General features: G+C 73.4%; 21 protein-coding genes. 12 read left to right on the plus strand and 9 right to left on the minus strand.

The window, feature by feature from the left end:
• Positions 1-127: 127 nt before the first annotated feature.
• Complete coding sequence (locus tag B5D80_RS10860) at positions 128-559, minus strand: DUF1304 domain-containing protein (protein WP_245854442.1); 432 nt, start codon at positions 557-559, stop codon at positions 128-130.
• 99 nt (positions 560-658) lie between these two features.
• On the opposite strand from B5D80_RS10860, the gene B5D80_RS10865 reads away from it, so the two are divergent.
• The gene (locus B5D80_RS10865; RefSeq protein WP_088643705.1) at positions 659-1,873 is read left to right on the plus strand and encodes a PP2C family protein-serine/threonine phosphatase; all 1,215 of its coding nucleotides are present in this window, start codon (positions 659-661) and stop codon (positions 1,871-1,873) included.
• Between the two features lie 53 nt (positions 1,874-1,926).
• Here B5D80_RS10865 and B5D80_RS10870 read toward each other — a convergent pair whose 3' ends face one another.
• Positions 1,927-3,066: a hypothetical protein gene (locus B5D80_RS10870; RefSeq protein ID WP_144081637.1), complete on the minus strand. Its 1,140-nt coding sequence runs from the start codon at positions 3,064-3,066 to the stop codon at positions 1,927-1,929.
• 256 nt (positions 3,067-3,322) lie between these two features.
• A complete protein-coding gene (locus B5D80_RS10875) occupies positions 3,323-6,316 on the minus strand; it encodes a 3-keto-alpha-glucoside-1,2-lyase-like domain-containing protein (protein WP_088643707.1) in 2,994 nt (997 codons plus the stop codon).
• A gap of 261 nt (positions 6,317-6,577) precedes the next feature.
• On the opposite strand from B5D80_RS10875, the gene B5D80_RS10880 reads away from it, so the two are divergent.
• Complete coding sequence (locus tag B5D80_RS10880) at positions 6,578-7,249, plus strand: DUF305 domain-containing protein (protein ID WP_144081638.1); 672 nt, start codon at positions 6,578-6,580, stop codon at positions 7,247-7,249.
• Between the two features lie 199 nt (positions 7,250-7,448).
• Here B5D80_RS10880 and B5D80_RS10885 read toward each other — a convergent pair whose 3' ends face one another.
• A complete protein-coding gene (locus B5D80_RS10885) occupies positions 7,449-9,998 on the minus strand; it encodes an FIMAH domain-containing protein (protein ID WP_088643709.1) in 2,550 nt (849 codons plus the stop codon).
• A 339-nt stretch (positions 9,999-10,337) separates the two neighbouring features.
• Here B5D80_RS10885 and B5D80_RS34260 point away from each other — a divergent pair, with 339 nt between their 5' ends.
• Complete coding sequence (locus B5D80_RS34260; RefSeq protein WP_245854444.1) at positions 10,338-10,685, plus strand: STAS domain-containing protein; 348 nt, start codon at positions 10,338-10,340, stop codon at positions 10,683-10,685.
• Positions 10,686-10,691: 6 nt separating this feature from the next.
• Here B5D80_RS34260 and B5D80_RS10895 read toward each other — a convergent pair whose 3' ends face one another.
• The 4 genes from B5D80_RS10895 to B5D80_RS10910 all read right to left on the minus strand — a co-directional run bounded on the left by B5D80_RS10895 (position 10,692) and on the right by B5D80_RS10910 (position 14,199).
• Entirely contained in the window at positions 10,692-11,939 is a 1,248-nt protein-coding gene (locus tag B5D80_RS10895) for a PP2C family protein-serine/threonine phosphatase (RefSeq protein WP_088643711.1), read from the minus strand.
• A 118-nt stretch (positions 11,940-12,057) separates the two neighbouring features.
• The gene (locus B5D80_RS10900; protein ID WP_088643712.1) at positions 12,058-12,609 is read right to left on the minus strand and encodes a hypothetical protein; all 552 of its coding nucleotides are present in this window, start codon (positions 12,607-12,609) and stop codon (positions 12,058-12,060) included.
• Positions 12,610-12,641: 32 nt separating this feature from the next.
• On the minus strand, positions 12,642-13,421 hold the full coding sequence (locus tag B5D80_RS10905) for a SigB/SigF/SigG family RNA polymerase sigma factor (RefSeq protein WP_245854447.1): 780 nt from the start codon (positions 13,419-13,421) through the stop codon (positions 12,642-12,644).
• A gap of 211 nt (positions 13,422-13,632) precedes the next feature.
• Positions 13,633-14,199: a hypothetical protein gene (locus B5D80_RS10910; protein ID WP_088643714.1), complete on the minus strand. Its 567-nt coding sequence runs from the start codon at positions 14,197-14,199 to the stop codon at positions 13,633-13,635.
• An 89-nt stretch (positions 14,200-14,288) separates the two neighbouring features.
• On the opposite strand from B5D80_RS10910, the gene B5D80_RS10915 reads away from it, so the two are divergent.
• The 9 genes from B5D80_RS10915 (at position 14,289) to B5D80_RS10960 (ending at position 25,050) form a co-directional block, all read left to right on the plus strand.
• Positions 14,289-15,533, plus strand: a complete 1,245-nt coding sequence (locus B5D80_RS10915; protein ID WP_211291456.1) for an HlyD family secretion protein — start codon at positions 14,289-14,291, stop codon at positions 15,531-15,533.
• 26 nt (positions 15,534-15,559) lie between these two features.
• Positions 15,560-16,216 (plus strand): ABC transporter ATP-binding protein, encoded by a 657-nt coding sequence (locus tag B5D80_RS10920; protein WP_088643779.1) that lies wholly within the window; start codon positions 15,560-15,562, stop codon positions 16,214-16,216.
• Positions 16,213-17,469 carry an ABC transporter permease gene (locus tag B5D80_RS10925; protein ID WP_088643715.1) on the plus strand — a complete coding sequence of 419 codons (1,257 nt, stop codon included), beginning with the start codon at positions 16,213-16,215 and terminating at the stop codon, positions 17,467-17,469. The genes B5D80_RS10920 and B5D80_RS10925 overlap by 4 nt, the downstream gene beginning before the upstream one ends.
• A gap of 770 nt (positions 17,470-18,239) precedes the next feature.
• Positions 18,240-19,559 carry a cellulose binding domain-containing protein gene (locus B5D80_RS10935; protein ID WP_245854449.1) on the plus strand — a complete coding sequence of 440 codons (1,320 nt, stop codon included), beginning with the start codon at positions 18,240-18,242 and terminating at the stop codon, positions 19,557-19,559.
• A gap of 216 nt (positions 19,560-19,775) precedes the next feature.
• Complete coding sequence (locus B5D80_RS10940) at positions 19,776-21,407, plus strand: ABC transporter substrate-binding protein (RefSeq protein ID WP_245854451.1); 1,632 nt, start codon at positions 19,776-19,778, stop codon at positions 21,405-21,407.
• Entirely contained in the window at positions 21,404-22,417 is a 1,014-nt protein-coding gene (locus B5D80_RS10945) for an ABC transporter permease (RefSeq protein ID WP_088643718.1), read from the plus strand. Before B5D80_RS10940 ends, B5D80_RS10945 begins: the two co-directional genes overlap by 4 nt.
• The gene (locus B5D80_RS10950) at positions 22,410-23,309 is read left to right on the plus strand and encodes an ABC transporter permease (RefSeq protein ID WP_245854453.1); all 900 of its coding nucleotides are present in this window, start codon (positions 22,410-22,412) and stop codon (positions 23,307-23,309) included. The genes B5D80_RS10945 and B5D80_RS10950 overlap by 8 nt, the downstream gene beginning before the upstream one ends.
• Entirely contained in the window at positions 23,306-24,313 is a 1,008-nt protein-coding gene (locus tag B5D80_RS10955; RefSeq protein ID WP_245854454.1) for an ABC transporter ATP-binding protein, read from the plus strand. The genes B5D80_RS10950 and B5D80_RS10955 overlap by 4 nt, the downstream gene beginning before the upstream one ends.
• Entirely contained in the window at positions 24,310-25,050 is a 741-nt protein-coding gene (locus B5D80_RS10960) for an ABC transporter ATP-binding protein (protein WP_088643719.1), read from the plus strand. The genes B5D80_RS10955 and B5D80_RS10960 overlap by 4 nt, the downstream gene beginning before the upstream one ends.
• Here B5D80_RS10960 and B5D80_RS32885 read toward each other — a convergent pair.
• Positions 25,019-25,195 (minus strand): hypothetical protein, encoded by a 177-nt coding sequence (locus B5D80_RS32885; protein WP_211291462.1) that lies wholly within the window; start codon positions 25,193-25,195, stop codon positions 25,019-25,021. The genes B5D80_RS10960 and B5D80_RS32885 overlap by 32 nt on opposite strands.
• Positions 25,196-25,223 lie beyond the last annotated feature (28 nt).

Raw genomic sequence — 25,223 nt, forward strand, 5'->3', positions numbered from 1 at the left:
GCGCCTCGGCGGCCACCGCCGCGACGACCATCAGGCCGTCGGTGTTGCTCTTGCGGCTGGACCCCCGGATCACCATCACGGAAGGCAGCATCGTACGAAGACATCACCGAGCGTCGCTGTCCCCCTCCTATCCGAGGCTGAGGCCGACCGCCAGGGCGACGACGGCGAGCAGCGGGGGGAGGAGCTGCTTGAGCGCGGCGCTGGCCTTCGAGGGTGCCGAGACCAGCAGCACCAGACCGGCGGCGACCATCGACCCCGCGCCGACGAAGACCAGGGTCGCGCCGACCGGGTGCGCGCCCACGGCGTACGCGACGATGCCGACGACCACCGCGACGGCCAGGAAGAGGTTGTAGAAGCCCTGGTTGAAGGCGAGCTGCCGGGTGACCTCCGCCTCCTCGCGGCTGGTGCCGAAGACCGCGCGGGCCCGTGCACCGGTCCAGACGACGGACTCCAGGTAGAAGATGTAGACGTGGATGAGGCCGGCGATGCCGGCCAGGACGAGCCCTGCGACGACCACGCCGCTGCCTCCCTCGTTCGTGCGGACGGAGATGTCCGCCACCGGCATTCTCCCTGTCCGCTGTGCCCCCGTATCGGCCGGTGGCGGGTTGCCCCCGGGACTCCTACGGTGTGGAGGACAACGTGGGGGAGGCTCAGCTAAATGGTCGACGCGGGTGACGCGGTGCGTTGGCTCCAGCTCGCCGCACCCCGGGGCGGGCCGGACGACCTGCCGCTGCTGGTGAACCGCGTCGCGCCGGCCGTGGACGCCACCGAGATCGTGATCTACCTGGCGGACTACCAGCAGGCCAGCCTGGTGCCGCTGCTCGGCGCCGGGCCGGTCCGGGAGAGCCTGTCGATCGAGACGACCCTCGCGGGTAGGGCGTTCACCGGTCTCGACGTGCAGCGGGCGACCGACAACCCGGACCGGATCTGGGTTCCGTTGCTGGTCGGGTGCGAACGGATGGGCGTCCTGGAGATCGTCTCACCGGCCGCAGGTGACCGTGCGTTGGACGGGCCGGCGCGGGAACTGGCGACCTGCGTCGGGCAACTGGTGGTGAACCGCCGACCGTACGGTGACGTGGTCGAACGGCTACGACGGCGGCTGCCCATGCAGGTGGCCGCCGAGATCCTCTGGGGGCTGCTGCCGCCGCTGACCTTCGCCACGGACGACATGGTGCTCACCACCATCCTCGAACCGTGCTACGACGTCGGCGGCGACGTCTTCGACTACGCGCTCAACGGCGACGTGCTCAGCGTGGGGCTCTTCGACACCTGCGGGCACGGCATCAAGGCCAGCACCCTCGCCTCCCTCGCGGTCAGCGCCTACCGCAACGCCCGCCGCTGCGGCCTCGACCTGGTCGACACGGCCCTCAGCATCGACAAATGGATACGCTCCGAGCACCCGCACCTGTTCGCCACGGCGCTCCTGGTCGAGCTGGAGCCGAGCACCGGACGACTCCGGGTGATCAACGCCGGCCACCCGGGCGCACTGCTGCTGCGCGACGGAAAGGCGATCCGGGAGCTGCCGGGCCCGACCGCCCTCCCGCTCGGCCTGGGCCACCTGGCGACCCGCCGCCCCGAGGTGTACGAGGAGGAGTTGCACCCCGGCGACCGCATCCTCGCCTACACCGACGGCATCACCGACGCGCGCGGCCTGGACGGGGAACGGTTCGGGTTGACGCGGCTCGTCGACTTCGTCGACCGCGCCCTCAACGACCGGTTGGCCACCCCGGAGACGATGCGCCGGTTGGTGCGCGCGGTGGTCGCCTACCAGGAGGGGCAAGTCGACGACGACGCGACGGCGCTGTTGCTGGAGTGGCGTCCGCCGGTGACGCCGCTGCCCCACCTGCCCGGGGGCCCGACGCGGGATGGGTGAGCGCGGCCGTCGCGCGGGGCGGTGGCCGGCTGGCCCGGCACCGGACGACGGGGTCACCCGGCCGGGTCGGTGTCCCGGTCGCTCGGGCGGGGCACCGGCACCGGGTCGGTCCGCTGGGGCCGGTCGGGCTCGGTGAGCTGGAGCAGGCGGTACATGGTGCGCCGCAGCAGCGCCGCGGCGTCGCCCGGGCGGGCGGTCAACGCGCCCAGCACCGCCGCCGGGTCGATCCCGCCGGTGAGAGCGAGCTGGGGCAGCAGCGGCCGGTGCGGGTCCAGCCGGGGCGCGTGGAGGGCGAGCAGATGTTGCGGCGTACCGGGGGCGGGCGTCGGCCCCGGGGCGGGGAGCATCAGGGTCCGACGTCCGACGGCGGCGGCGTAGGCGGTGACGGAGCCGTGGTCACCGATGACGTGGTCGGCGGCGACCACCGGGGGCCGCCAGTCCTCGCTCGGTCCGGGCAGCAGCAGCCCGGCGTCGAGGCAGCTCCGGAGCCAGGCGCGGATCTGGCGGTGCCCGTGGGCGGCCCAGATCGCCGGGTGCAGCAGCGCGGCGACCCGGTAGCGCTCGGCCGGGAGCTGTGCCATCACCTGCGGTAGCAGGTCGGGCCAACGTCCGAAGCTGCCGTCCGGGCCCCAGGTGGAGGCGACCACCACGAGTTCCTGGTTTTCGTCCAGCCCCATGGCCCGCCGGTAGTCCGGGCGGCGGGGCAGGCTGGCGACGAGCCGGTCGACGCAGGGGTCACCGACGACCACCGCCGTCCCGAGCGCCTGCGGGCACTGCCGTCGCAGCACCTCCACCTCGTATTCGTGGGAGAGGGCGAGAGCCGCCGGGAGCACCCGTCCGTCGTGGGTGAGCCGTTGCGCGTCGAGACCGTAGACGGGGCGGTCGGCGGGTGCCGGTCCAGCGGTCGGGCCGGAACGCACCCGCTTGCTGCGCCCGGCTCCGTGGGCCAGCAGCAGCAGGGGCGCGTGGAGTTGGTGCAGTCCGCCGTGGGCGGCGGCGAGGCCGAGGTCGAAGCGTTCCCGGACGGCCTGCTGCCAGGGCAGGACGAGCGCGCCGAGCCCGTCGAGGAGTTGTTCCACCCGGTGGTTGAAGACGTCCGGGGCGATGGTGAAGACCACCTGCACCCGGGGGTCGCTCTCGACGTATCCGATGACGTCGAGCAACCGGTGGCAGCTCGCGAGGGTGTGGGTCACGACGAGCACCGTGTGGCAGCCCGACCGGGTCACCCAGCGGTCGGCATCGATCCCGACGGGAGCGGGTGACCACGCCGACGTCATGGCTCGCCCCTTCGGTCGTCCTGTCCTACTGTCCGATCAGGACGGTACCGTCGACGCGGGGTTCCTAGCAGCTTCGGGCGGTCCACGCAGACGGCGACGGCCGGCCGACCCGCGACGCGAAGCGGCCGGGACCGCCACGGCGGTCCCGGCCGCGTCCCCCGCCGGGCCCGGGTCACCCGTCCAGCGGTTTGATCCAGATGTTGCGGTACTGGACGGGGTTGCCGTGGTCCTGGAGCCGGATCGCGCCGGCCGCCGGGCCCTCGGGCCGGCTGCCGCCGGTCGGGCCGAGGATCTCCACGTCGTCGTGCACGGTGACGCCGTTCCACACCACGGTCACCCGGGGGTTCGCCACCTTGACGCCGGCCGCGTCGTAGCGGGCCTGGCGGTACTCGATGACGTACGTCTGCCAGGTCTGCGGCGGTCGGGCCGCGTTCACGTCGGGCGCCTTCTGGGTGTAGATGGCGGCGGCGTCGTTGTTCTGCGGCGGGTCGATGCCGAACGAGTCGAGCACCTGGATCTCGTAGCGGTCCTGGAGGTAGACGCCGCTGTTGGCGCGCTGCTGGCCGGTCACCTCCGGCGGGTAGAGCGGCAGGTTGAACTCGACGTGCAGCCGGAAGTCGCCGAACGCCTGCACGGTACGCAGGTCGCCGCCGCGTACGGTCATGGTGTTGCCGTCGAGCGTCCACTCCGGTTCGCGCCCGTCGGTGTGCTGCCACTCGGTGAGGTCACCGCCGTCGAACAGGGTGATCCGTTCCCCGCGTGGCCGGACGGCGAGCACGTCGAGGTTGACGTGCCCGGAGTCGGCGCTCTCCTTGCGGTACTCGACGATGTTGCGTCCGCGCCGCAGGTGCGCCTTCGTGGTGACCGTGCCCCACTCCTCCCAGGTGACGGTGGACGGGAAGACGGTCTGTTCGATCCGCTTGCCGTTGACGTACAGGCTGAGTTGCTTGGGGCCGGAGAACGGGTTCGGGCCGTTGCTGTAGCGCATCGCCAGGTCGTGGTTGCCGGCCTCGGGGACGTCGACGGAGATCCGGGTCGACGCGCCGTCGTCGGCGAACCCGGCGGCGAAGCCGGCACCGGAGTAGGCGGCGTGGTCGGTGGCCATCCCGACGCCGACGGTGCGACCCTCCTCGGCCTCGAAGAACGTCTGCGGCTGGGCCACCCGGCCGGGGATCTCGTTGAGCGTGTACCAGGCCTCGGTGTTCCACAACTGCTCGCCGTCGGCGGCGGAGAACGGGCGCGGCGAGCGGACGTGCACCACCCGGTTCTCCTTGAGGCCGGGGATGCGCAGCCGGACGGTCCGCCCGTTGGCCGCCAGCACCGCCCTGGTCACTGTGAGTTTCTCCAGGTCGAGCTTGGGACCGCCGTACTGGCTGGTCGCCCCGTAGCGCCACTGCGTCACCTGGTACGCCTCGGCGAGCCGGGCGGCGGTCTCGGCCGAGACCGGCTCGGTGTACTCCAGGTCGAACCCGTTGGCGGTGGCCCGCATCTGCTTGACCTCGAAGGTCGAGGTGCCGTTGGGGGTGAGCTTCTGGAGGCCGTAGCTGAGTTTGCCCTCCTGGCCCCAGTTGCCGCCGGCACCCACGCCGCCTACGTAGAGCGCGCCGTCGGGGCCGAGGGTGACCTCGTTGACGCCGGCCTCCAGGCCCTGGGTGTGCCGGAACACCGCCCCCTGGTACTGCCCCTCGACCTCGTCGAGGTACACCCGTTGCAGGCCGCCGTAGGTGACGTCGCCGACGACGACCTGCCCGGCGTACGGGCCCTGGGTCAACAGCACCGGGCTGGACGGGGAGTTGCCGATCTCGTTCTGCGGGAGCCAGACGATCGGCCGGCTCACCGGCTTGTCGTCGTACGGCCCGTCTGGGGTGGTGTAGTGGTTGAAGAACGCCCCCTGCTGGATCTGGACCAGCTTGGACGCGGGCAGCCAACCGCCCTGGTTGTCGGTGACGAGGACCTCGCCGCGCGGCCCCCAGCCGATCCCGTTCGGGGTGCGCAGTCCGCCGGCCACGTACGTGATCTTGCCGGTCCGGGCGTTGACCTTGATCGAGGTGCCCCGGTTCGGCGCGGGCTGCGGCACGGTGGTGGCCCCGCCCTGGTTGATCGCGACCGACAGGTTGAGGTGGAAGAACCCGTCCCGGTAGAGCAGGCCGAACGCGAACTCGTGGAAGTTGCCGCCCCACGGCCAGGTGGCGACCGTACGCCGGTCGTCGGCGACGCCGTCGTCGTCGGTGTCGCGCAGCGCGGTCAGTTCGTGCTTCTGGCTGACGTAGACGGTGCCGTCGACCACGGCGACGCCCTGCGGCTCGCGCAGCCCGTCGGCGAACCGGCGGTAGGTGACCTGGTCGGGACCGGTCGCGTCGGTCGCCCCCTCGGCCACCCAGATCTCGCCGGTGGCGTTGTCGGTGCCGCCCCAGGTGCTCAGCACCAGCGCGCCGTCGGGCCGGAACGCCATCCCGGTGACCTGCGGCCGGAACCCGTCGGGGCGCATGTCGGTGAGGGTGTAGCCGGGGTGCACCCGGTCGAGCGGCAGGCCGTCGCCGGCCGAGTCGGTGGCGCCCTCGCAGTACTTCCAGCCGGGCGCGGTGACCCGGACGACCCCGGCGTCGGTGCTCAGCGCGGAGGTCGGGACGAGGGTGAAGTCGGTGCTGCCCGGTGGACGCCACTCCAGCCGGAGCACCTGGCCGCCGCCGTCGTCGAAGTGCTCGATGCGCAGCGGGTGCCGGCCGGCGGTGAGGGTGGCCGACCCCTCCCTGGCGGTTTCCCCGTGCAGTCCGTCGTGGTCGACGACGACGGTGTCGCCGATCCTCAGTCGGGAGCCGTCGTCGCTGGTGAGGCGGAAGGCGTAGGTGCCGTCGACGGGTGCGGCGAGGTTGCCGGTGACGTGGCTGACGAACCGGTCGGAGAGCCCGAAGTCGTCGGTGCTGCTCCAGTTGACCTGCGGCATCAGCTTGTCGACGTTGGGCGTCTGGGCGGGCTTGAGGGTGCACAGCGCCGACAGCGGGGTGCCCATGTCGTACGTACGCAGGGTGACGCCGGGTTCCTGGGGTGGCAGGTCGGCGGCGGGGGCGGCGGTGGCCGGGGCGACGGACCCGGTGGCGAGGGCGGTCGCCAGGGCGGTGCCGGCGGCCACGAGCGCGGATCTGCGCCGCCGGTGCGGGGTGGTCATGGTGCCTCCAGTGGTGGTGGGCCCGGCCGGGGGACCGCGCCACTTTCTCCCGTTGGCGGTTCGGTATGGAATGCGTCACACCGAAGATTGATCGCAGACACTAGCACTTTGGATCGATTCGGGGAAACTTTTCGATGGTTGTGCAAAAGTCGACCGGGGGTGGGTCGAATCCACCGGCTCGTGGGCTGGTGGGCGGGGTCGGGGGTGAGGCACTATGCCCATGGAATCCGCGCAGCTCAAGCCAGGACTGGTAGGTGAACCGTGCCGCTGCCCCGTCGCGTGGTCGTTTCCGGTGTGGTCGCCACGGCCGTCCTCGGCACGGCGGTGGGCGTGGCCGTCTGGGCCGGTCGGGACGACCCGGCGTACCAACCGCCGACGTCCCGGGTGGTACAGCCCGGCGCACCCGGGCAGCCGGGCCGGCAACTGTCCGGCACCGACCTGTCGCAGGTCTCGCCGCCCGGGTTCACCGCCGCCGACAGCCGGTTCGTGCAGGGCATGATCCCCCACCACACCCAGGCCCTGGCGATGACCGCGCTGCTGGCCGGGCGCACCACCAGCCCCGACGTGACGCTGCTGGCCAAGCGGATCGAGGTGTCGCAGGGCGACGAGATCGCCCGGATGCGTACCTGGCTCGCCGAGCGCAACGTGCCTGCCGCCGGCCCGCACGACGGGGCGGCGCATGACGCGCTCATGCCGGGGATGCTCACCGCCGCCCAGTTCGAGCAGCTCAAGCAGGCACGCGGGACGGAGTTCGACAGGCTCTTCCTCACCGCGATGATCCGCCACCACCAGGGCGCACTGACCATGGTGGAGCAGTTGTACGCCGCCGGTGGTGGCCTGGAACCGGCGAGCGACCAGTTCGCCCGGGAGGTCAACGCCGACCAGGGCATCGAGATCCAGCGCATGCAGCAGATGCTGGCCAAGCTCGGCTGACCGGGTCGCCGGCCCAGGCCCGGTCGCCGGCCAAGGCCCGCCGGCCCGTGCCCGGTCGCCGGCCAAGACCCGTCGGCTCCTGCCCGTTCGCCGGTCCAGCCCCCGTCGCCGGCCCGTGCCGGAACGGCCGGGGCCTGCCCAGCATCACTGGGCAGGCCCCGGGTTCAGGCGGTCCGTGGGCCCGGTCGGGCCGGGCGGGTCACCTGTCGAACTGGTCGATCAGCGCCTGGGCGTCGCGGACCAGCAGGTTGCGCGCGCCGATGGCGTTGAGCGCGCGGGCCTGGTCGAGGAAGGCGGTCAGCTGGGTGACCGCCTCCGCCGGCTGGCCGCTACCGGCCGCCGCGGCGGCCTTGCCGAGGCTGGTGGTCAGCTTGTCGGCGTTGCCCGCGCTGACGGTGCCGGCGGACCGGTAACCGTCGACGAGGGCCTGCAGGTCGGCGAAGGACGTCGTGGTGGTGAACGTGACGGACCGGTTGGTGGTGTTACCGGCCTTGTCCTTCGCGGTCACCGTCAGGGTGTGGCTGCCCAGCGGAAGGCCGGACAGGGTGACCGTGGCGCCCCGGGCGACCCGCTTGCCGTCCAGCAGCGCGCTGTCCGGGTTGATGCCGGGCCCGGAGCCGGTGTCGGTGACCGTCCAGTCCACCGTCACCGTGCCGGAGTCGCCGTACGCCGTGCCCTCGGTCAGCCCGGACACCTGCACCTCGGGGGCGGTCCGGTCGATCTTGAGCCACTGGCTGCCCTGCCGGGAGGTGTTGCCGGCCGCGTCGACCGCCCGGTACCGCACCGACCCCTTTACCTCGGCACTGATCGTGGCGACGCCGCTGGCCGGCACGTCCACCCAGGTCACGCCGTCGTCGACGGAGTACTGGCCGGTCCACATGCCGGGGATCAGGCCGGCCAGGGTGAGCGTGACGGCATCGGTGTACCAGCCGTTGTTACCGGTCGGCTCGGCCGGGCCCACCGTGGCGGAGACCCGGGGGTTGAAGGTGTCCGCGAGGTCCACCAAGGCCTGGCGGAGCGTCCCGTACACCGTGGCGTCGAGCCGGTCGGCGAGGGTCCGCAGTTGGGTCTCGGCGGCGAACCGCCTGCCCTCGGCGGCGAACCCGCTGGCCCGGCCCAGGGCCGTGTCGACCTCCGCGCTCAACGCCTGGTCGATCGCGCCGGCCCGTACCCCCTGGTCGTGGTAAGCGCGGACGAGCGCGAAGCTCGGCGTCCAACTGATCTTCGGCTGCCCCTGTGCGTTGAACCCGGCGAGCTTCACCTGGGCGGCTGCCTCGATCTCGGCCGCCGACAGGTGGGCGCTGGGCTTCAGCGCGAACACGTCGAAGCCCCGGGCGATCTCGTTGCCGTACAGGTTGCCGTTGTACCAGTACGCCGACCAGAAGCCACCCAGCACGAGGGCGTTCGGGTTGACCGGGCCCCGGTCGAAGTATGCGATCTCGTGCGGGTTCCTGGAGTCGGTGAAGTCGAACACCGAGATGCCGCCCTGGTACCAGGCCTGCACCATGACGTCGCGGCCGGGCACCGGGATCAGCGAGCCGTTGTGCGCGACGCAGTTCTCCTGCAACGACTGGGGCACCGGCAGCTTGTAGTAGCTGGCGAAGGTCAGCTTCCGGTCGACGATGTCGAAGATGGCGTTGGCGCCCCACTGCGGCAGGTCGGTGTCCCGGCAACGCGCGCCGCTACCACCGCCCCACTCGTCGGTGAAGATCACCTTGGTGCCGTCGTTGTTGAACGTCGCCGAGTGCCAGTACGCGAAGTTCGGGTCGGCCACCTCGTCGATCCGCTTCGGGTTCGCCGGGTCCGAGATGTCGATCAGGATGCCATTGCCCTGGCATGCGCCGGCCGCCAGCCCGATCTCCGGGTACGCGGTGATGTCGTGGCAGGCGTTGGTGTTCGGCGTCGGCGACCAGGTCGACCCGGACGGGTGCCGGGGCGTGACCGGGCCGTTCTGGAGGCCGTCGACCCGGCCGGTGACCGGGTCCTGGAACAGCCTCGGCTGGTTCACCACGGCGGCGTCCTGCGGCGCGGCCAGCGGCACCTTGATGACGTCGATCCGCCACCGCGACGGGTTCTCCCCGTCGGCGGCGTTGTTGTTGCAACCCTCCATCGTGGTCGCCGGGCGCACCGAGGTGGTGCCGGAGACGTAGACGTAGATGTTGTCGGCGTCGCGGGGGTCGGTCACCACGGAGTGCGTGTGCGAGCCACGGCAGAGTTGGACGGCCGCCACCTGCACCGGGCTGCGGACGTCGCTGATGTCGAAGACCCGCACCCCCTGGAACCGGGTGCCGACGTTGGGGTTGGTGCCGCAGTCGACCCTGCCCCGGCTCTCCTCGACCGACATGAACAGCAGGTTGCCGTGCACGGAGAGGTCGCCCTGCCCGCCGGGGCACACGACGCTGGTGACCAGCGTCGGCTCGGCCGGGTCGGCGATGTCGACGACGGTGAACCCGTTGTAGTTGCCCTGGAAGGCGTACCGGCCGCCGAAGGCGAGATCCGAGTTGTAGTACCCGCCGTTGCCCGGGTTCGTCGGGTCGACGAATCCGGCGGGCTTGTCGCGGTGCGCGACGTGTTCCAGATTGCTGACCGCGGACTGTGCGTCGAGCCAGCCGCCGCCGAGGCCGACGCGCGGATCGGGGTCCGCCGCCGCCGCGGTGCCGGGGAGCGCGCCGGCCAGCAGCAGCCCCGCGGCTATCAGGCCGAGGGTCCGTCGACCCCGGCGTGCCCTGGTGGTTGGGGGAATTGTCATGTGTCGCCTTCCGATCGAAGACCAGCCGCGACGTCCACATCGGGAGAAACGCGTCGCGTGAGTAAGGACCGTACCGACGATGCGGTGCTGGTCAAGACGTCCAGGTGAGCTATGTACGCGTTTGCGCGGCAAGCCGTACGCAATTGCTCCCGGGGGCTCACGCAGGTCACGACAGTCGTAGGAGCCGCGGCCCCGGTCCTTACGCCACTCGTCGAGTCGCCGGCTGCCGCCGGGACGTACCCGGCGGACGTCTCCGAGCGCTCATGTTCGGTTTCTGGCACCGTGGGTACGAGGTACCGCGTCACCGGATGTCCGGTACGCTCGACGAAGGGGGTTCAGGTGGGATTCGCGCTGTCGACCCGCCGGGAGGGGGCCGGCGCGGTGGTCGAAGTCGTCGGCGACCTGGACATGAGCACCACGCCCCAGTTGCGGGAACGGTTACGCGAAGTGGTCGAGGGCGGCACCCGGGTGGTGGTGGTCGACCTGACCGGCGTCGGGTTCATGGACTCCAGCGGCCTCGGCGCGCTGGTGGTCGCCTATCGTGAGCTGCGGGAACGCGGCGGCTGGCTGGGGCTGGCCGGGGTGCGCCGGTCGGTCCGCACGGTGTTGTCGATCACCTCGGTCGACCAGGTCATCACCGTCTTCGACACGGTGCGCGACGCCGAGGCGGCGGCCCCGGCGGCGTGAGCGTCCTCACCCGGGCCGGGAACTGGCCCGGCCGGTGTCCGCGCCGGCGGAGCTGCGGCGCGGCCCGTGGTCGCCGTACCAGTCGATGATCATCAGGGTGGCGTCGTCGGCCAGGGTCGGGCCGGCGATGGCCAGCGCCGCGTCCGACAGCGCCCGGACCGCCTCGCGGGGGTGCAACGACGCGACGTCGTGCAGGGCGGCGGGCAGGTCGAGATCGGCGGCGTTGCGTTCGCGCATCCCGTCGGTGACCACGACCAGCCGGTCGCCGGGCCGCAGGACGACCTCCCCGCTGCGGAACCCCGCCTCGGGGAACATGCCAAGCGGAAAGTTGCCGGGCAGCTCCAGCAGCGTGGTCCGGCCGTCGCGGACCAGCATCGGCGGGACGTGCCCGGCGTTGAGCAGTTCGCAGCGCCCGGTGGCCAACTCGATGCGCCCCAGCACCGCCGTCACGTACGCGCCGCGGACGTTGGCGTTCTCGGCGATGGCGCGGTTGGCCTCGTCGGCCTGCCCGGTGAGGCCCAATCCTCGGCGGCGGGTGTTGCGCAGGCTGCCCACCCCGAGGGTGGCGGTCAGCGCGCTGGCGACCCCGTGCCCCATCGCGTCGGTGACGCTCAGGTGCAGCACGTCCCGGGCCACGCTGTAGTCGAAGGTGTCCCCGCCCACGCTGGCGGCCGGCTCCAACCAGCCGGACAGGGCGAACGCCCCGGCCTCGCAGGTGAACGAGGCGGGCAGCAGTCGACGCTGGATCTCGGCGGAGAGGGTGAACGGGGTGCTGCGCTGCCCCCACTCGAACAGGTCGGTGTGCCGCCGGTTGGCGATCACCACGAACGCCAGCGCGTGCGCGGTACGGGCGACCCGCTCGATCACCTCGGCGTCCGGCTCGTCGGGCAGGTCGATCTCCAGCAGGCCGATGGCCTCACCACGCTCGGTGACGGGGGCGAGCAGCGTCCACCGGCCGTCGCCGGGAAGCACCCGGGGGACCTGGTGGCGGACCGCCTGCTCGTAGGGGCCGCCGTCGAAGGGCAGCAACTCGGCGAGTTCCTCGCCCTGGCGGCGGCCCGGCCCGGCGACGCCCGGCTGGTGGGTCAGCCGGACCAGGGCCCGACCGCTGAGATCGGCGATCAGCAGGGAGACACCGAGCGCGTCCAGCGCCGTGGCGATCGCCCCGGTCACCGCCTCGACCGCCTCGACCGGCGCGGCGTCCTCGGCCGACTGCAGCATCTCGGCCAGCACGATCTGCTCGCTGTCCTCCACGCGTCGAGCATATGCACTCCCGGTGCCGGCCGCCTCACGGCGACCGGACGGGCGGCGGTCACGCCCCGGCCACCGTACGGGCGGTGGCCCGACCGACGTGGCCGGATGGTCGGTCCGGTCAGCGGCGGTTCAGCGCGGACTCCAGCCGGCGGATCAGCGTCGTGCGGCCCTTGCCCCGGCGCTCGGCGCGCAGGGCGGCCCTGAGCTGTGCGGTGTCGAGATCGCGGACGTGCTTCGTCGCCTCGGCCACGGTCAGCTCGGTCAGCGAGCCACCCGAGGTGACGTTGCGGCGTGCGCGTCTGGCCGGGCCGGTGTTGGCCACGTACTGCCGGCCGGAGGTCGACGCCCGGCGCTTGCGCGCGTCGGTGGCCCGTTGCTGCTGCGGGGAGAGCTGCTTCCACGCCTTGTCGGGCAGGTACCTGTCGGTCTCACCGTCGTGCCGGGCCCGGGTGGTGCCCTGTCTGGTCCGCCACTTCTGGTCGCCCCAGCGGCGCAGGGACTGCTGCCGCTCGTCCCGGGGGCCCTGGTAGCCGCCACCGCGCTGCTGGTACTCGCGGGTCAGCAGTTGCGACTTGCGGGCCGACCACTGGCCCGGTCGTCCGCCCCGGTCGCCGGCCCGGATCTCCTCCTTGAGCTGCTCGCGCAGCTCGGGTTTCGTGTAGCGCGCCATGGGCGCGGATTACCCGTGGTCGCCGGCCGTACTCACCCGTCGGTGAGTCGGCCGCGCAGGGTGGCCAGCGCCCGGCCGATCAGCCGGGAGACGTGCATCTGGGAGATGCCGACCCGGTCGGCGATCTCCGACTGGGTCAGGTTGCCGTGGAACCGCAGGGTCAGGATCAGGCGTTCGCGTTCCGGCAGGGCGGCGAGGGCGGGACCGAGGGCGACGTGGATCTCGACGAGTTCGAGGTCGTGGTCCTCGCCGCCGAGGGTGTCGGCGAGTTCCATGCCGCCGTCGGTGCCGATGGGGGTGGACAGCGAGGTCGCCCGGTAGGCGCGGGCCCCCTCCAGGCCCTCCAGGACGGTCTCCTCGGACAGGTCGAGGTAGCCGGCGATGTCGGCGACGGTCGGCGACCGCCCCAGCGTGTGGGCGAGGGTGCCGTTCGCCTCGCTGATCGCCAGGCGCAGCTCCTGGAGCCGGCGGGGGACCCGCACCGACCAGGTGCGGTCCCGGAAGTACCGCTTGATCTCACCGATGACGGTGGGCACGGCGTACCCGGTGAAGGCGACGCCCCGGGCCGGGTCGAAGTGGTCGACCGCCTTGATCAGCCCGACCGCCGCGGTCTGGGTGAGGTCGTCGTCCTGGACGCCGCGCCCGGAGTAGCGGCGGGCCAGGTGCCGGGCGAGCGGCAGCCACGCCTCGATGGCACGGGCCCGCAGCGCCGGGCGACGCGGATCGTCGGCCGGCAGGGCTGCCATCGTTGCCACCAGGTCGTCGGCGGCGGTGCCGTTCGGGTCGAGGACCGGTTCGGAGGTGCTGAGCATGCTGGACCTTCCGCAGGTGCCCGCTGATCGGAGGCGACTCATCGGCTGACGCCGGAGCACGCGGACGGGCTGCGCGCTGTCGCAGGGTCACGATCACGGGCATGGTCACCGCGTCATGTAGTCCATTTGTTGGACGCGACGCTACCCGAACGGATGTGGAATTGCCAGCCGAACGGTGGATGTCGAGCTGGTGGGTCGCCCGACGCCCCGGTCACCGGCTGAACGCCTCCCGCCGGCACGCCGTCATCTTGGGCGACTGGAAGTCACCGTTCGGGCCGACCTCGGTGAGCCCGAACTCGCCGTCCTCGTCGGGCGCGGTCAACCGGTAACCGGCCTGCTTGGCGCACTTGTACCACTCGCGCTGGTTGTCCCGGAACGCCGCGTTGTCCGTACGCTTCTGGCGCTCCTCGAAGAACTCCGGCTCCGACGACCGGCACGCCGCCCGTACCCGCTTCGCCTTCGGGTCGTTCTGGCTCTCCTTCCAGATCACGCTCCGGCCGTCCTCGTAGCCGGGGCCGCCCTCCTTCGCCACACACCGCCCCCAGGCCGCCCGCAGGGCCTCGATCTCGTCGTTGGTGGCGTCGAGGGGGATCAGCGGGCGCTGGTCCTCGACGTCGGCGGGGCCGCCGGCGCGGGCGGTCGGGCTCTGTACCGAGGCCACCCGTGAGCCGTCGGCCCGGTCGTCGGTCGGTGCGGCGGAACAACCGGCGAGCAGGCAACCGAGCACCAGTGCCGGTAGGGCGAAGCGACGGGCCGTGGTGACGAACGTGTGCGACATGCTGCCCACGGTCGGGGCGGGATGTCAGGAACCCGTGTGGAATCCCCGGACCTGACAGGTTTCTGAAGAACCGTCGCCATGCTCGCGGCGTGTCAACAGAACAGTCACCAGCACAGAGCCCACCGCGCCGTACCGGTCGACGCGTCGTCGTCCCGGCCGTGCTGACCCTGGTGGTGGCGGTCGTCGCCAGCGGCGTCGTCTGGTCCGTCCACCGTGGTCCGGCCACGGCCGGCGGGGACCCGCCGGTACCGGTGCAGACCACCACCGTCGTGCGGACCGACCTCGCCACCACCGTGTCGTTGACCGGCACCCTCGGGTACGGGCGGGCGGAGCCGGTGAAGGGCGGCCGGAGCGGGACGGTCACCTGGCTGCCGCCGGCCGGCGCGACGGTCACCCGGGGCAGGCAGCTCTACCGGATCGACGACCAGCCGGTGCCGCTGTTCTACGGCGGCCTGCCGCTCTACCGCGACCTGGCCGAACCCGGCACGGTCGGCCGCGACGTGCGGGTCGTCGCCAGCAACCTCAAGGCGCTGGGATACGAGATCGGCTACCAGCCCGTACCCGGGGAGAAGGTCTCCCGACCGGTGAAGTCCGCCGCCTCCGCCCCGCCCGCCGGGCAGCAGACGGCACCGGAGCCGGGCAGGGGCACGTCCGGGCAGGGCGCGGCGGCCCCCATGCCGACGGCTGCGGCCCCGGCCCGGGTCGTCGTCCGCAAGGGCGAGGGGGTGCTGACCGGCTCGCTGATGCGGGCCATCAAGCGGTGGCAGCAGGACGCCGAACTGCCGGTGACCGGCCGGATCGCCGTCGGCGACGTGGCCGTGCTGCCCGGCGCGGTCCGGGTCGACGCCGTCACCGCGCTGCGCGGGGACCCCGCCGAGACGCCGCTGTTGACCGTCACGCCGACCGCGAAGGTGATCACCGTCCAGGCCGACGTGGCCGAGGCCGGCACGATCCAGCGGGGCGACCGGGTGACGGTGACGCTGCCGGGCGACAAGACCGTCGACGGCACCGTCTCGGCGGTCGCCACCGCCGTCACCCAGGACGACCCCGGCCCGACCGCCACGCCGAAGCGGGCCGTCACGGTGACCGTGGACGACGACCTGAGCGGGATCGACGCCGCCGACGTGCAGGTCGACCTGGCCGGCGAGACCCGGGAGGGCGTCCTCGCCGTACCGGTCGGCGCGCTGGTGGCGCTCAGCGAGGGCGGCTACGCGCTGCAACTGGCCGACGGTGGACGGTTCGTCGCCGTCACCACCGGCATGTTCGCCAAGGGCATGGTGGAGGTCTCCGGCGACGGGATCACCGAGGACCTCGCGGTGGTGACCGCCTCGTGACCGTGCTGGCCGTACGCGACGCCGCCATGCGCTACCCGGGCGGGGTCACCGCCCTCGCCGGCGTCTCGCTCGATATCACCGAGGGTGAGATGCTGGCCATCGTCGGCCCGTCCGGCTCCGGCAAGTCGACCCTGCTGCACATCATGGGCACGCTGGACCGGCCGACCTCCGGCACGGTGCACCTCGGCGGTCTCGACGTCGCCGGGCTCTCCGACCGGCAGTTGTCCGCGCTGCGCGGGCGCTGGCTGGGCTTCGTCTTCCAGCAGTTCCACCTCACCGCCGGGCTCACCGCCGCCGAGAACGTCGCCACCGGCCTGCTCTACGCCGGGGTGCCGCGCCGGGACCGCCGGCCGCTGGCCCTCGCGGCGCTGGACCGGGTCGGCCTGGCGCACCGCGTCACCCACCTGCCGCACCAGCTCTCCGGCGGGGAACGGCAGCGGGTGGCGATCGCCCGTGCCCTGGTCCACCAGCCGGCGCTGCTGCTCGCCGACGAACCCACCGGCGCGCTGGACACCCGTACCGGCCAGGCCGTCCTGGAGCTGCTGTACCGGCTGCACGCCGAGGGCACCACCATCGCCGTGATCACCCACGACCGGGACATCGCCGCCCGTCTGCCCCGCCGGGTGGAGCTGCGCGACGGCCACCTGGTCGCCGACTCCGGCCGGGTGGTGACGCCCCGATGAGCACACCCACCACCGGGGGTACGCACCGGGCGCATCCGGGTACGGCCCGCGAGGCCGCCCGGCCGGTCCGGCTGGCCGTGACCGACCTGCTCGGGCTGGGGCTGCTCGGCATCCGTACCCGGCGCACCCGGGCCGCGCTGTCGGCGCTCGGCATCGCCATCGGGATCGCCACGATGATCGTGGTCACCGGCATCCCCGCCTCCAGCCAGGCCCAGCTGATGCGGGAACTCTCCGCGCTCGGCACGAACATGCTGGAGGTGCGGGCGCTGCCCGACCAGGACCCGCCGGCGCTGCTGCCGACGGAGTCGACCGCCATGGTCCGGCGGGTGGGGCCGGTGACCAGCGTCAGCGCGGTCGCCAACACCCACCGGTTGGTCCGCCGCTCCGACCGTACCGACCCCGACGACGGCTCCGGTCTGACGGTGCTGGCCAGCCGGCTCGACCTGCTCCCGATCATCAACGCCCGGGTCCAGCACGGCAGCTGGCTCACCCCGGCGACAGAGCGTTTCCCCACCGTGGTGCTCGGCGCGGTCGCGGCGGCCCGGTTGGGCGTACGCGACGTGCCCGCAGGGGGTGGGCCCGGCCAGCAGGTGCTGATCGGCGACAGGTGGTTCACCGTGGTCGGCATCCTGGCCGCCGTCCCGCTGCTGCCGGACATCGACCGGTCGGTGCTGGTCGGCTGGCCGGCCGCGCAGTCCGAGCTGGGCTTCGACGGGCATCCCACGGTGCTCTACGTCCGGTCGCTGGAGCCGGCGGTGGAGCAGGTCCGGGCGGTGCTGCCCGAGACGGTCAGCCCGCAGAGCCCGGCCGACGTGCTGGTCAGCCGCCCCTCCGACGCGCTGGCCGCGAAGCGCGCCACCGAGAACGCCTTCTCGTCGCTGTTCCTCGCCCTGGCCGCGGTGGCGCTGCTGGTGGGTGGGATCGGGGTGGCCAACACGATGGTCATCTCGGTGCTGGAACGGCGGGCCGAGATCGGCCTGCGGCGTGCGCTCGGCGCGCACCGGGGGCAGATCCGTAGCCAGTTCCTCACCGAGTCGGTGGCCCTGGCGTCGCTGGGCGGGATCGTCGGGACGCTGCTCGGGCTGGCCGTCACCGCCGGCTACGCCGCCTACCACCAGTGGCCGGTGGTGATTCCGCTCGGCTCGACGCTGGCCGGGCTGGGCGGTGCGGCGGTGGTGGGCGTGGTGGCCGGCGTCTATCCGTCGATGCGGGCCGCCGCCCTGCCGCCGACCGAGGCGCTCGCCAGCAACTGAGCCGGGCCGGCGGCGGGTGCGGTCGGGTGGCCGGACCCGCCGCCCGGTCGGGCGTCCGTCCCGACCGGGCGGCTGCCGGGTCGCCCGCGAGCGGCTGCCCGCCGCCGTTAACGGTCACATGCGTCGGCCGGGGCCGGATCCAGAAAGTTACGGGCCGCCCCGCCGATAGTTTCGACGGCCGCTGTCGGTCCCGGGGCCGGTCGAGCCGTTCCGGTGCGGGTCCGTCCCGGTCGCCGACGGGGCGGTTCGAGGGTGTGCCCGGCGCTCGCCGATCCGCTGGTGGTCCCCGATGGCATGGCCGCTGACCAGCAGGGACGGTGCCGCCGGGCCGACGGCGGGCGGGTCGTCGCGGGTGGACCGGGCCGGTGCGCCGGCTCCGGCCGGGCGGGGGATCCGGTTGGTCCCGCGGTGCGGCGACACACCCGCTCCGGCGACCGGAACCGCCCGTCCGGTTGAGTATGTTATCGATAACCTGCTATCTTTCGGCCGGGAGCGAAGGGCACGCTTCCCGTCGTCGGAGTCCGTTGGCAGCGGCACACGAGGGCACCCCCTCGCGCCGCCCTGCCGGTCGACGACCAGATCCGGGCCGCTCCACCGAGCCGTCGTGCCGTCCGCGCCGAACGGGCGCGTCCGCCCACCCGAGTCGCCCCGCCCGGGGCGAGGAGACGGGGTGCGGGTGTCCACCGCATCCTGCCGTCCCCGCCGGTCATCGCCGGGTCGACTCCGCGTATCACCACCGGGACTCCAGACCCATGGCAAGGAGCCAAGCAATGGTCAGACACAGACACCTACTCCCGACCATCGCCGCCGCGGCCGTCCTGCTCGCGGCGACCGTCGGCGGCGCGCTGAACGGCGGCCTCTCCGCGACGGCGGAGGCGGCGACGAACGGCACCCTCGCGGCGACGGCGGGCTGCGGCAAGGCCCCCACGTTGAGCAACGGGACGCGCACGATCACCAGCAGCGGGCAGAACCGCAGCTACATCCTGCGGATTCCGGACGGCTACGACCGCAACCGCCAGTACCGGCTGGTCGTCGGCTTCCACTGGTTGAACGGCTCGGCGCAGAACGTCTCCTCGGCCGGCTACTACGGCCTGCTGCCGCTGTCCAACAACAGCACGATCTTCGTCGCCCCGCAGGGCATCGACGCCGGCTGGGCCAACACCAACGGCCGGGACCTGACCCTCTTCGACGACATCCTCCGGCAGGTCGAGAACGACCTGTGCGTCGACACCACCCAGCGGTTCGTGCTGGGCTGGAGCTACGGCGGCGCGATGAGCTACGCGGTGGCCTGCGCCCGGCCCACCGTCGTGCGCGCGGTCGCCGTGCTGTCCGGTGCCCAGCTCAGTGGGTGCAACGGCGGTACCCAGCCGGTGCCGTACTTCGGCATCCACGGCACCCACGACAGCGTGCTGAACATCTCGATGGGCCGCTCGCTGCGCGACACGTTCGTCCGCAACAACGGGTGCACCGCACAGAGCCCGCGCGAACCGGCCCTGAACAGCTTCACCCACATCACCACCGTCTACTCGGGCTGCCGTTCCGGCTTCCCGGTGCAGTGGGCCGCGTTCGACGGTGACCACACCCCCAGCCCGGTCGACGGGTCGGGCACCCCCAACGACTCGCGGACCTGGACCTCGGGGGAGATCTGGCGCTTCTTCAGCCAGTTCCAGTCCACCACGCCGCCGACCACGCCCCCGCCGACCACCGCTCCGCCGACGACCCCGCCGCCCACCACCGCCCCGCCGACCACCCCTCCGCCGACCACGCCTCCGCCCACCAGCGGGCCCGGCGGCTGCACCGCCACCTACAAGGCGGTCAACAGCTGGCCCGGCGGTTTCCAGGGTGAGGTCACCGTGGCCAACACCAGCTCCGGCGCGATCACCGGCTGGGCCGTGGGCCTGAGCCTGGGCAGCGGCCAGGCGATCAGCAGCGTCTGGAACGGTGTCAACACCGGCACCACCGGCAACGTCACCGTCCGCAACGCCGCCTACAACGGCGCGCTGGCACCCAACGGCTCGACCACGTTCGGGTTCACCGCCACCGGCAACGGCACCCCGCCGCCCGGCAACATCACCTGCGCCATCTCCTGACCGCGGACGCCCTCAGGGCCCGGAGCCAGCCGGCTCCGGGCCCGCCGTCCGTTCCGGGTCCGGTCGGTATCGCGGACGCGCCGTCCGGCCGGCCTTATTGCCAAGAGCTGGCAATTACGCGATAGTGGCAGCAGTGGCGGGTACCCGGGCCTGCGATGATCCGACCTGGCCCGAGTGCCCGCCCCTGCGTCGATCCACGACCCGAGGGAGCTGCCGGTGGGGCCCAGGCGCACGGACGCGATCTCCCCGGAGCACGTCACGTCCCGGTCCGTACGCGTGCCGGCGTTGCTCGGCATCGTCCTGGCCGTCGTCGCCGGCTGCGCGTCCCCGACGCCGTCGTCGACCGGCCGTACCGGCAACGGCCCGGTCGTGGTGGCCACGGCGGGCGAGCCCGACACCCTCAACCCGGTGCTCAACTACGGCCCCGATGGCGCGTCGCTGATCTTCGATGGGTTGGTCGCCCGGGACGCCCGCAACCAGCTCGTGCCGGCCCTGGCGCGGGAACTGCCGACGGTGTCGGCGGACGGCCGGACGGTCACGGCGACCCTGCGCGAGGGGGTGCTGTTCCACGACGGCAGCCCGCTCACCGCCCGGGACGTCGTCTTCACCTACCAGGCGGTGCTGGACCCGAAGGTCGACTCCACGCTCCGCTCCGACCTCGACATGCTCGCCTCCGTTGCCGCCCCAGACCCGGGCACCGTGGTGTTCACCCTGAAACACCCGTACGCGCCGTTCGTGCAGCGGCTGGCGCTGGGCATCGTGCCGGCGAAGGCGTTCGAGGGGCAGGACGTCAACCGCGCGGAGTTCAACCGCAGGCCGATCGGCACCGGGCCGTACCGGATGACCTCGTGGACGCCGGGGGACCGGCTGGTGCTGGCGGCGAACGAGCGGTACTGGGGCGGCAGGCCGGCGAACCCGGGCGTGGTGGTGGCGTTCGTCGCCGACGACAACGTCCGCGCCCAGCGGATGCGGGCCGGCGAGTTCGACGCGGCCGAACTGCCGCCGAAGCTGGCGACCGGATTCGACGGCCAGACCGCCCAGCGGGTACACAAGGTCCCCACCGCCGACTACCGGGGCGTGATGCTGCCCATGGGCAACCCCGTCCTGGGCGACCTGGCGGTCCGCCGCGCGTTGCACGCGGCGGTGGACCGGCAGGCCATGGTGACCGGGGTGCTCGGCGGGGCGGGGGAGCCGGCGTTCGGCCCGGTGCCGCCCACCTCCGAGTTCGCCGAGCCGTCGGTCACCGGGCGGCCCACCGCCGACCGGGCCGCCGCCACCGCGCTCCTCGACGCCGCCGGCTGGACGCCCGGCCCGGACGGCATCCGCGCCAAAGCCGGGCGGCAGGCCGCGTTCACGCTGATGTACCCGGCCACCGACAGCCTGCGCAAGGAACTGGCCCTGGCGGTCACCGCCGACGCCCGCAAGATCGGCATCGCGGTCACCCCGCAGGGCCTCACCTGGGACGCGATCACCCCGCAGATGAAGACCGACGCGCTGGTCATGGGGTACGGCACCCCGTACGACCCGGACTTCGTGTCGTTCAAGCTGTTCGGTTCCGCCTTCGCCGGGCAGGGCTTCTTCAACCCCGGCTCCTACCGGTCCGCCACCGTCGACGCCGCCCTACAGGCCGGCCGGGACAACACCGACCCGGCCGCCCGACGGGCCGCGTACGCCACCTTCCAGCAGCAGCTCGCCGCCGACGTGCCGTGGGTGTTCCTCACCTACCTGCAACACACCTACGTGGTGCGGGACACCGTGACCGGGGTGACGCCCCGGGTCGAGCCGCACGAGCACGACGTCGCCAACAGCCTCTGGTGGAACGTGCACACCTGGGAGAAGAAGTCGTGACGGCACCGGCCCCGCCGCCGGTGCGCCGCCGACGGCTGGCCGGGGCCGGGGTCATGATCCGCCGCCGGCTGCTGGTCGCCGTACCGGTGCTCGCCGCGACCAGCATGGGCATGTTCGCCCTCGGCGCGGCCTCCCCGATCGACCCGGCCCAGCAGTACGCGGGCGCGGCGGCCTTCACCACCAGCGAGGAGAACCTCGACCAGCTCCGCGCGAACTGGGGCGTCGACGACCCGCTGCCGGTGCAGTACGCCCGCTGGGTGGGCAACCTGCTGCGCGGTGACCTCGGCTGGTCCACCAGCCGCCACGAGCCGGTCACCTCGGTGCTGGCCGCCCGCGCCGGCTGGACCCTGCTGCTCGTCGGCCTGGCTCTCGCCCTCGTCCTGGTGGCCAGCGTGCTGCTGGGCACCCTCGCCGCGTACCGGCGCGGCGGCTGGTTCGACCGTGCCCTGCGGTCCTTCGCGTACGCCGTACAGTCGATGCCGGTGTTCTGGCTCGGGCTGGCCGCGATCGCCGTGTTCGCCCTCACCCTGGGCTGGCTGCCCGCCGGTGGGCTCACCGACCTCACCGCGACCGGCACCGACCCGGCCGACGTGGCCCGGCACCTGGTGCTGCCGGTGACCGTGCTGGCGATCTCGCAGGCACCGTGGTTCGTGCTGTTCGTCCGGGACGCCGTCGCCGAGAGCCTGCGCGACGACCACGTGCTGGCCGCCCGCGCCCGCGGGCTGCCCGGCCGTACCGTCCTGTTCGGCCACGCGCTGCGCACGGCGCTGCTGCCCTTCCTCACCCTGGTCGGCACCCACCTGCCCGAACTCGTCGGCGGCGCGGTGCTGGTGGAGACCGTGTTCTCGCTGCCCGGCCTCGGCGCGGTCACCGTTGCGGCGGCGTTGGGCGCGGACTTCCCGCTGCTGGCCGCCACCACCCTGGCCACCACCGTCGTGGTGCTGGCCGCGAACCTGGCCACCGACCTCGGCTACGCCGCCGCCGACCCCCGGGTACGCCTCGATGACTGACCTCGCCCCACCACCGGCCGCCCCGCCCGCCCGACGCCTGCCGCCGCGCCGGCCGGCCATCCTGCTGCGGGGCGGGCGGGCCGGCGTGGGGACGGCCGCCGCCGTGCTCGTCGTCGCGGTCCTCGCCTGCCTGCTCGCACCACTACTGTGGCCGCTGGACCAGAGCGCGGTCGACCTCGCCCGGACCCGGCTCGCGCCCTCGCCCGAACACCTGGCCGGCACCGACGACCTGGGCCGGGACGTGGCCCTGCGCAGCCTCTACGGGCTGCGCGTCTCGCTGCTCGTCGGGGTGGTCGCCGCGCTGGTCGCCACCGTCATCGGTGGCCTCGTCGGCGCGGTCGCCGGCAGCGTCGGCGGGCGCGTCGACCGGGTGCTGATGCGGGTCGTCGACACCGTCGCCGCCCTGCCGCACCTGCTGCTGGGCATCTTCATCGTGGCGATGCTGCGGCCGAGCCTCGGCGCGGTCGTCGCCTCGATCGCGTTGACGCACTGGCTCTCCACCGCCCGGATCGTCCGCTCCGAACTGCTCAGCCTGCGGTCCCGCCCGTTCGTCGACGCCGCGATCTCCGGCGGGGCGAGCCGGGCCCGGGTGCTGACCCGGCACCTGCTGCCGCACGTGCTGCCCCGGCTCGCGCTGGCGACCACGCTGATGGTGCCGCACGCCGTCTGGCACGAGACCGCGCTGTCCTTTCTCGGGCTGGGCCTGCCGCCGCACCTCGCCTCGATCGGCAACATGATCAACGACGGTCAGCGGTCCCTGCTCACCGGTGCGTGGTGGGCCAGCATCGTCCCCGGTCTGGCCCTGGTCGCCGTCACCCTCGCCCTGGCCGTGCTCACCGGCCGCTGGCGGGACCGCCTCGACCCCCGCGTACGGGCGGAGCTGCACCTGTGACCGCGAGCGCAACCGGCACCGTGCCCACCGCCGCCGGCCGCCGGCCGGCGCTGCTGACGGTCGACGGGCTGACCGTCAGGTTCCGGCTCCCCGACGCCGTCGTGCACGCCGTCACCGACCTGCGCCTCGCCCTGCACCCAGGTGAGCTGCTGGCCGTGGTCGGCGAGTCGGGCTGCGGCAAGTCCGTCCTCGCGCACGCCCTGCTCGGCCTGCTGCCCCGCAACGCCACAGTCACCGGGCACGCCCACCTGCACCCGGCGGACGGCGCCCCGGTCGACCTGGTCGCGGCGGGCGAACGGCACCTCGCCCGGCACGTCCGGGGCCGGGTCGTCGGCCTCGTCCCGCAGAGCCCGGCCACCGCCCTCACCCCGGTGCGCACCGGCCGGCTGCTGCTGGAGGAGACCCTGCGCGCCCACGGGCACCCCCGCCGCGGCGTCGCCGACGCCGTCGGGCGGGCCGCCGCCGACGTCGGCCTGCACCCCGCCGACCTCGACAGGTATCCGCACGAGCTGTCCGGGGGGATGGCCCAGCGGCTGGCCACCGCCCTGGCGCTGGCCCCCGACCCGCCGCTGCTGCTCGCCGACGAACCCACCAGCGGTCTCGACCGGCCGCTGGTGGAGCACACCCTGGACCTGCTGCGCCGCCGCTGCGACGCCGGGGCCGCCGTCCTGCTCATCACCCACGACCTCGCCGCCGCCCGCCGCGTCGCCGACACCGTCGCCGTCATGTACGCCAGCCGCGTCGTCGAACACCGGCCCACCCCGGACCTGTTCGACAGGCCCGCCCACCCCTACACCGCCGGGCTGCTCGACGCCCTGCCCGACCGGGCGTTCACCCCGGTGCCCGGTCACCCGCCGATGCTCACCGACCTGCCCGACGGCTGTGCGTTCGCCCCGCGCTGCCCCCGGGCCACCGACACCTGCCGTACCCCGCCCCGCCCGGCGGCCGACGGCACCGGGCAGGTCGCCTGCCACCACCCGCTCACGCCGGGAGCAGCGGCATGACGACCACGGCCGACCATCCGCCCGCCGGGCTCGCCGCGCACCAGGTCACCGTCCACCACGGACGGCAGCGCGTGCTCGACCGGGTCGACCTGCACGTTGCGCCCGGGGAGACGGTCGGCCTGCGCGGCCCCTCCGGCAGCGGCAAGTCCACCCTCGCCCGGGTGCTGGCCTTTCTGCACGCCCCGGACGGCGGCCGGATCACCCTCGACGGCGAACCCGTCGCCGGGGTCCGGCACCGGCTGCCCGCCGCCGTACGGACCCGGGTGGCGATCCTGTTCCAGAGTCCCCGCGCCGCCAGCGACCCCCGGTTGAGCCTGGCCGACCTGATCGCCGAACCGTTGCGCGCCACCGGGACGCCGGCCGGGCAGGTGGCGGCCCGGACGGCCGAGCTGGCCGACCTGGTCGGGCTCACCCCCGACCTGCTCACCCGGCGTCCGCACGCGGTCAGTGACGGGCAGTTGCAGCGCGCCTGTCTGGCCCGCGCCCTCGTGCACCGCCCCGACCACCTGCTCTGCGACGAGGCCACCGCCATGCTCGACGCCTCCACCCAGGCCCACGTCGCTGCCGTCGTCACCGACTACCAGCGTCGGCACCGGGCGGGCGTGCTGCTGATCACCCACGATCCGGCGCTGCTGGCCCGCTGGGCGACCCGGGTGGTGGACCTGCCGGGGCCGTCGGTGGCGGCGGTGCCCGACCCGGCGACGGCTACCGGGCGGGGCCGGTCCGCAGGTAGGTGAGGACGGCGAGCCGCCCGATCGACAGGGGGCCGGCGACCGGCAGGGTGGTGACGAGGTAGGCCAGCGCCCGCCACGGCCACGGGGAGAGCAGGTGGTCGCGTCGGCGCAGCGCCGCCGCCAGGTGCAGGGGTACGTCCGGGGTCATGGTCGAACCCTGTCAGGGCGACGCCGTC

Source organism: Micromonospora wenchangensis (assembly GCF_002210435.1).
Lineage (GTDB): Bacteria > Actinomycetota > Actinomycetes > Mycobacteriales > Micromonosporaceae > Micromonospora > Micromonospora wenchangensis.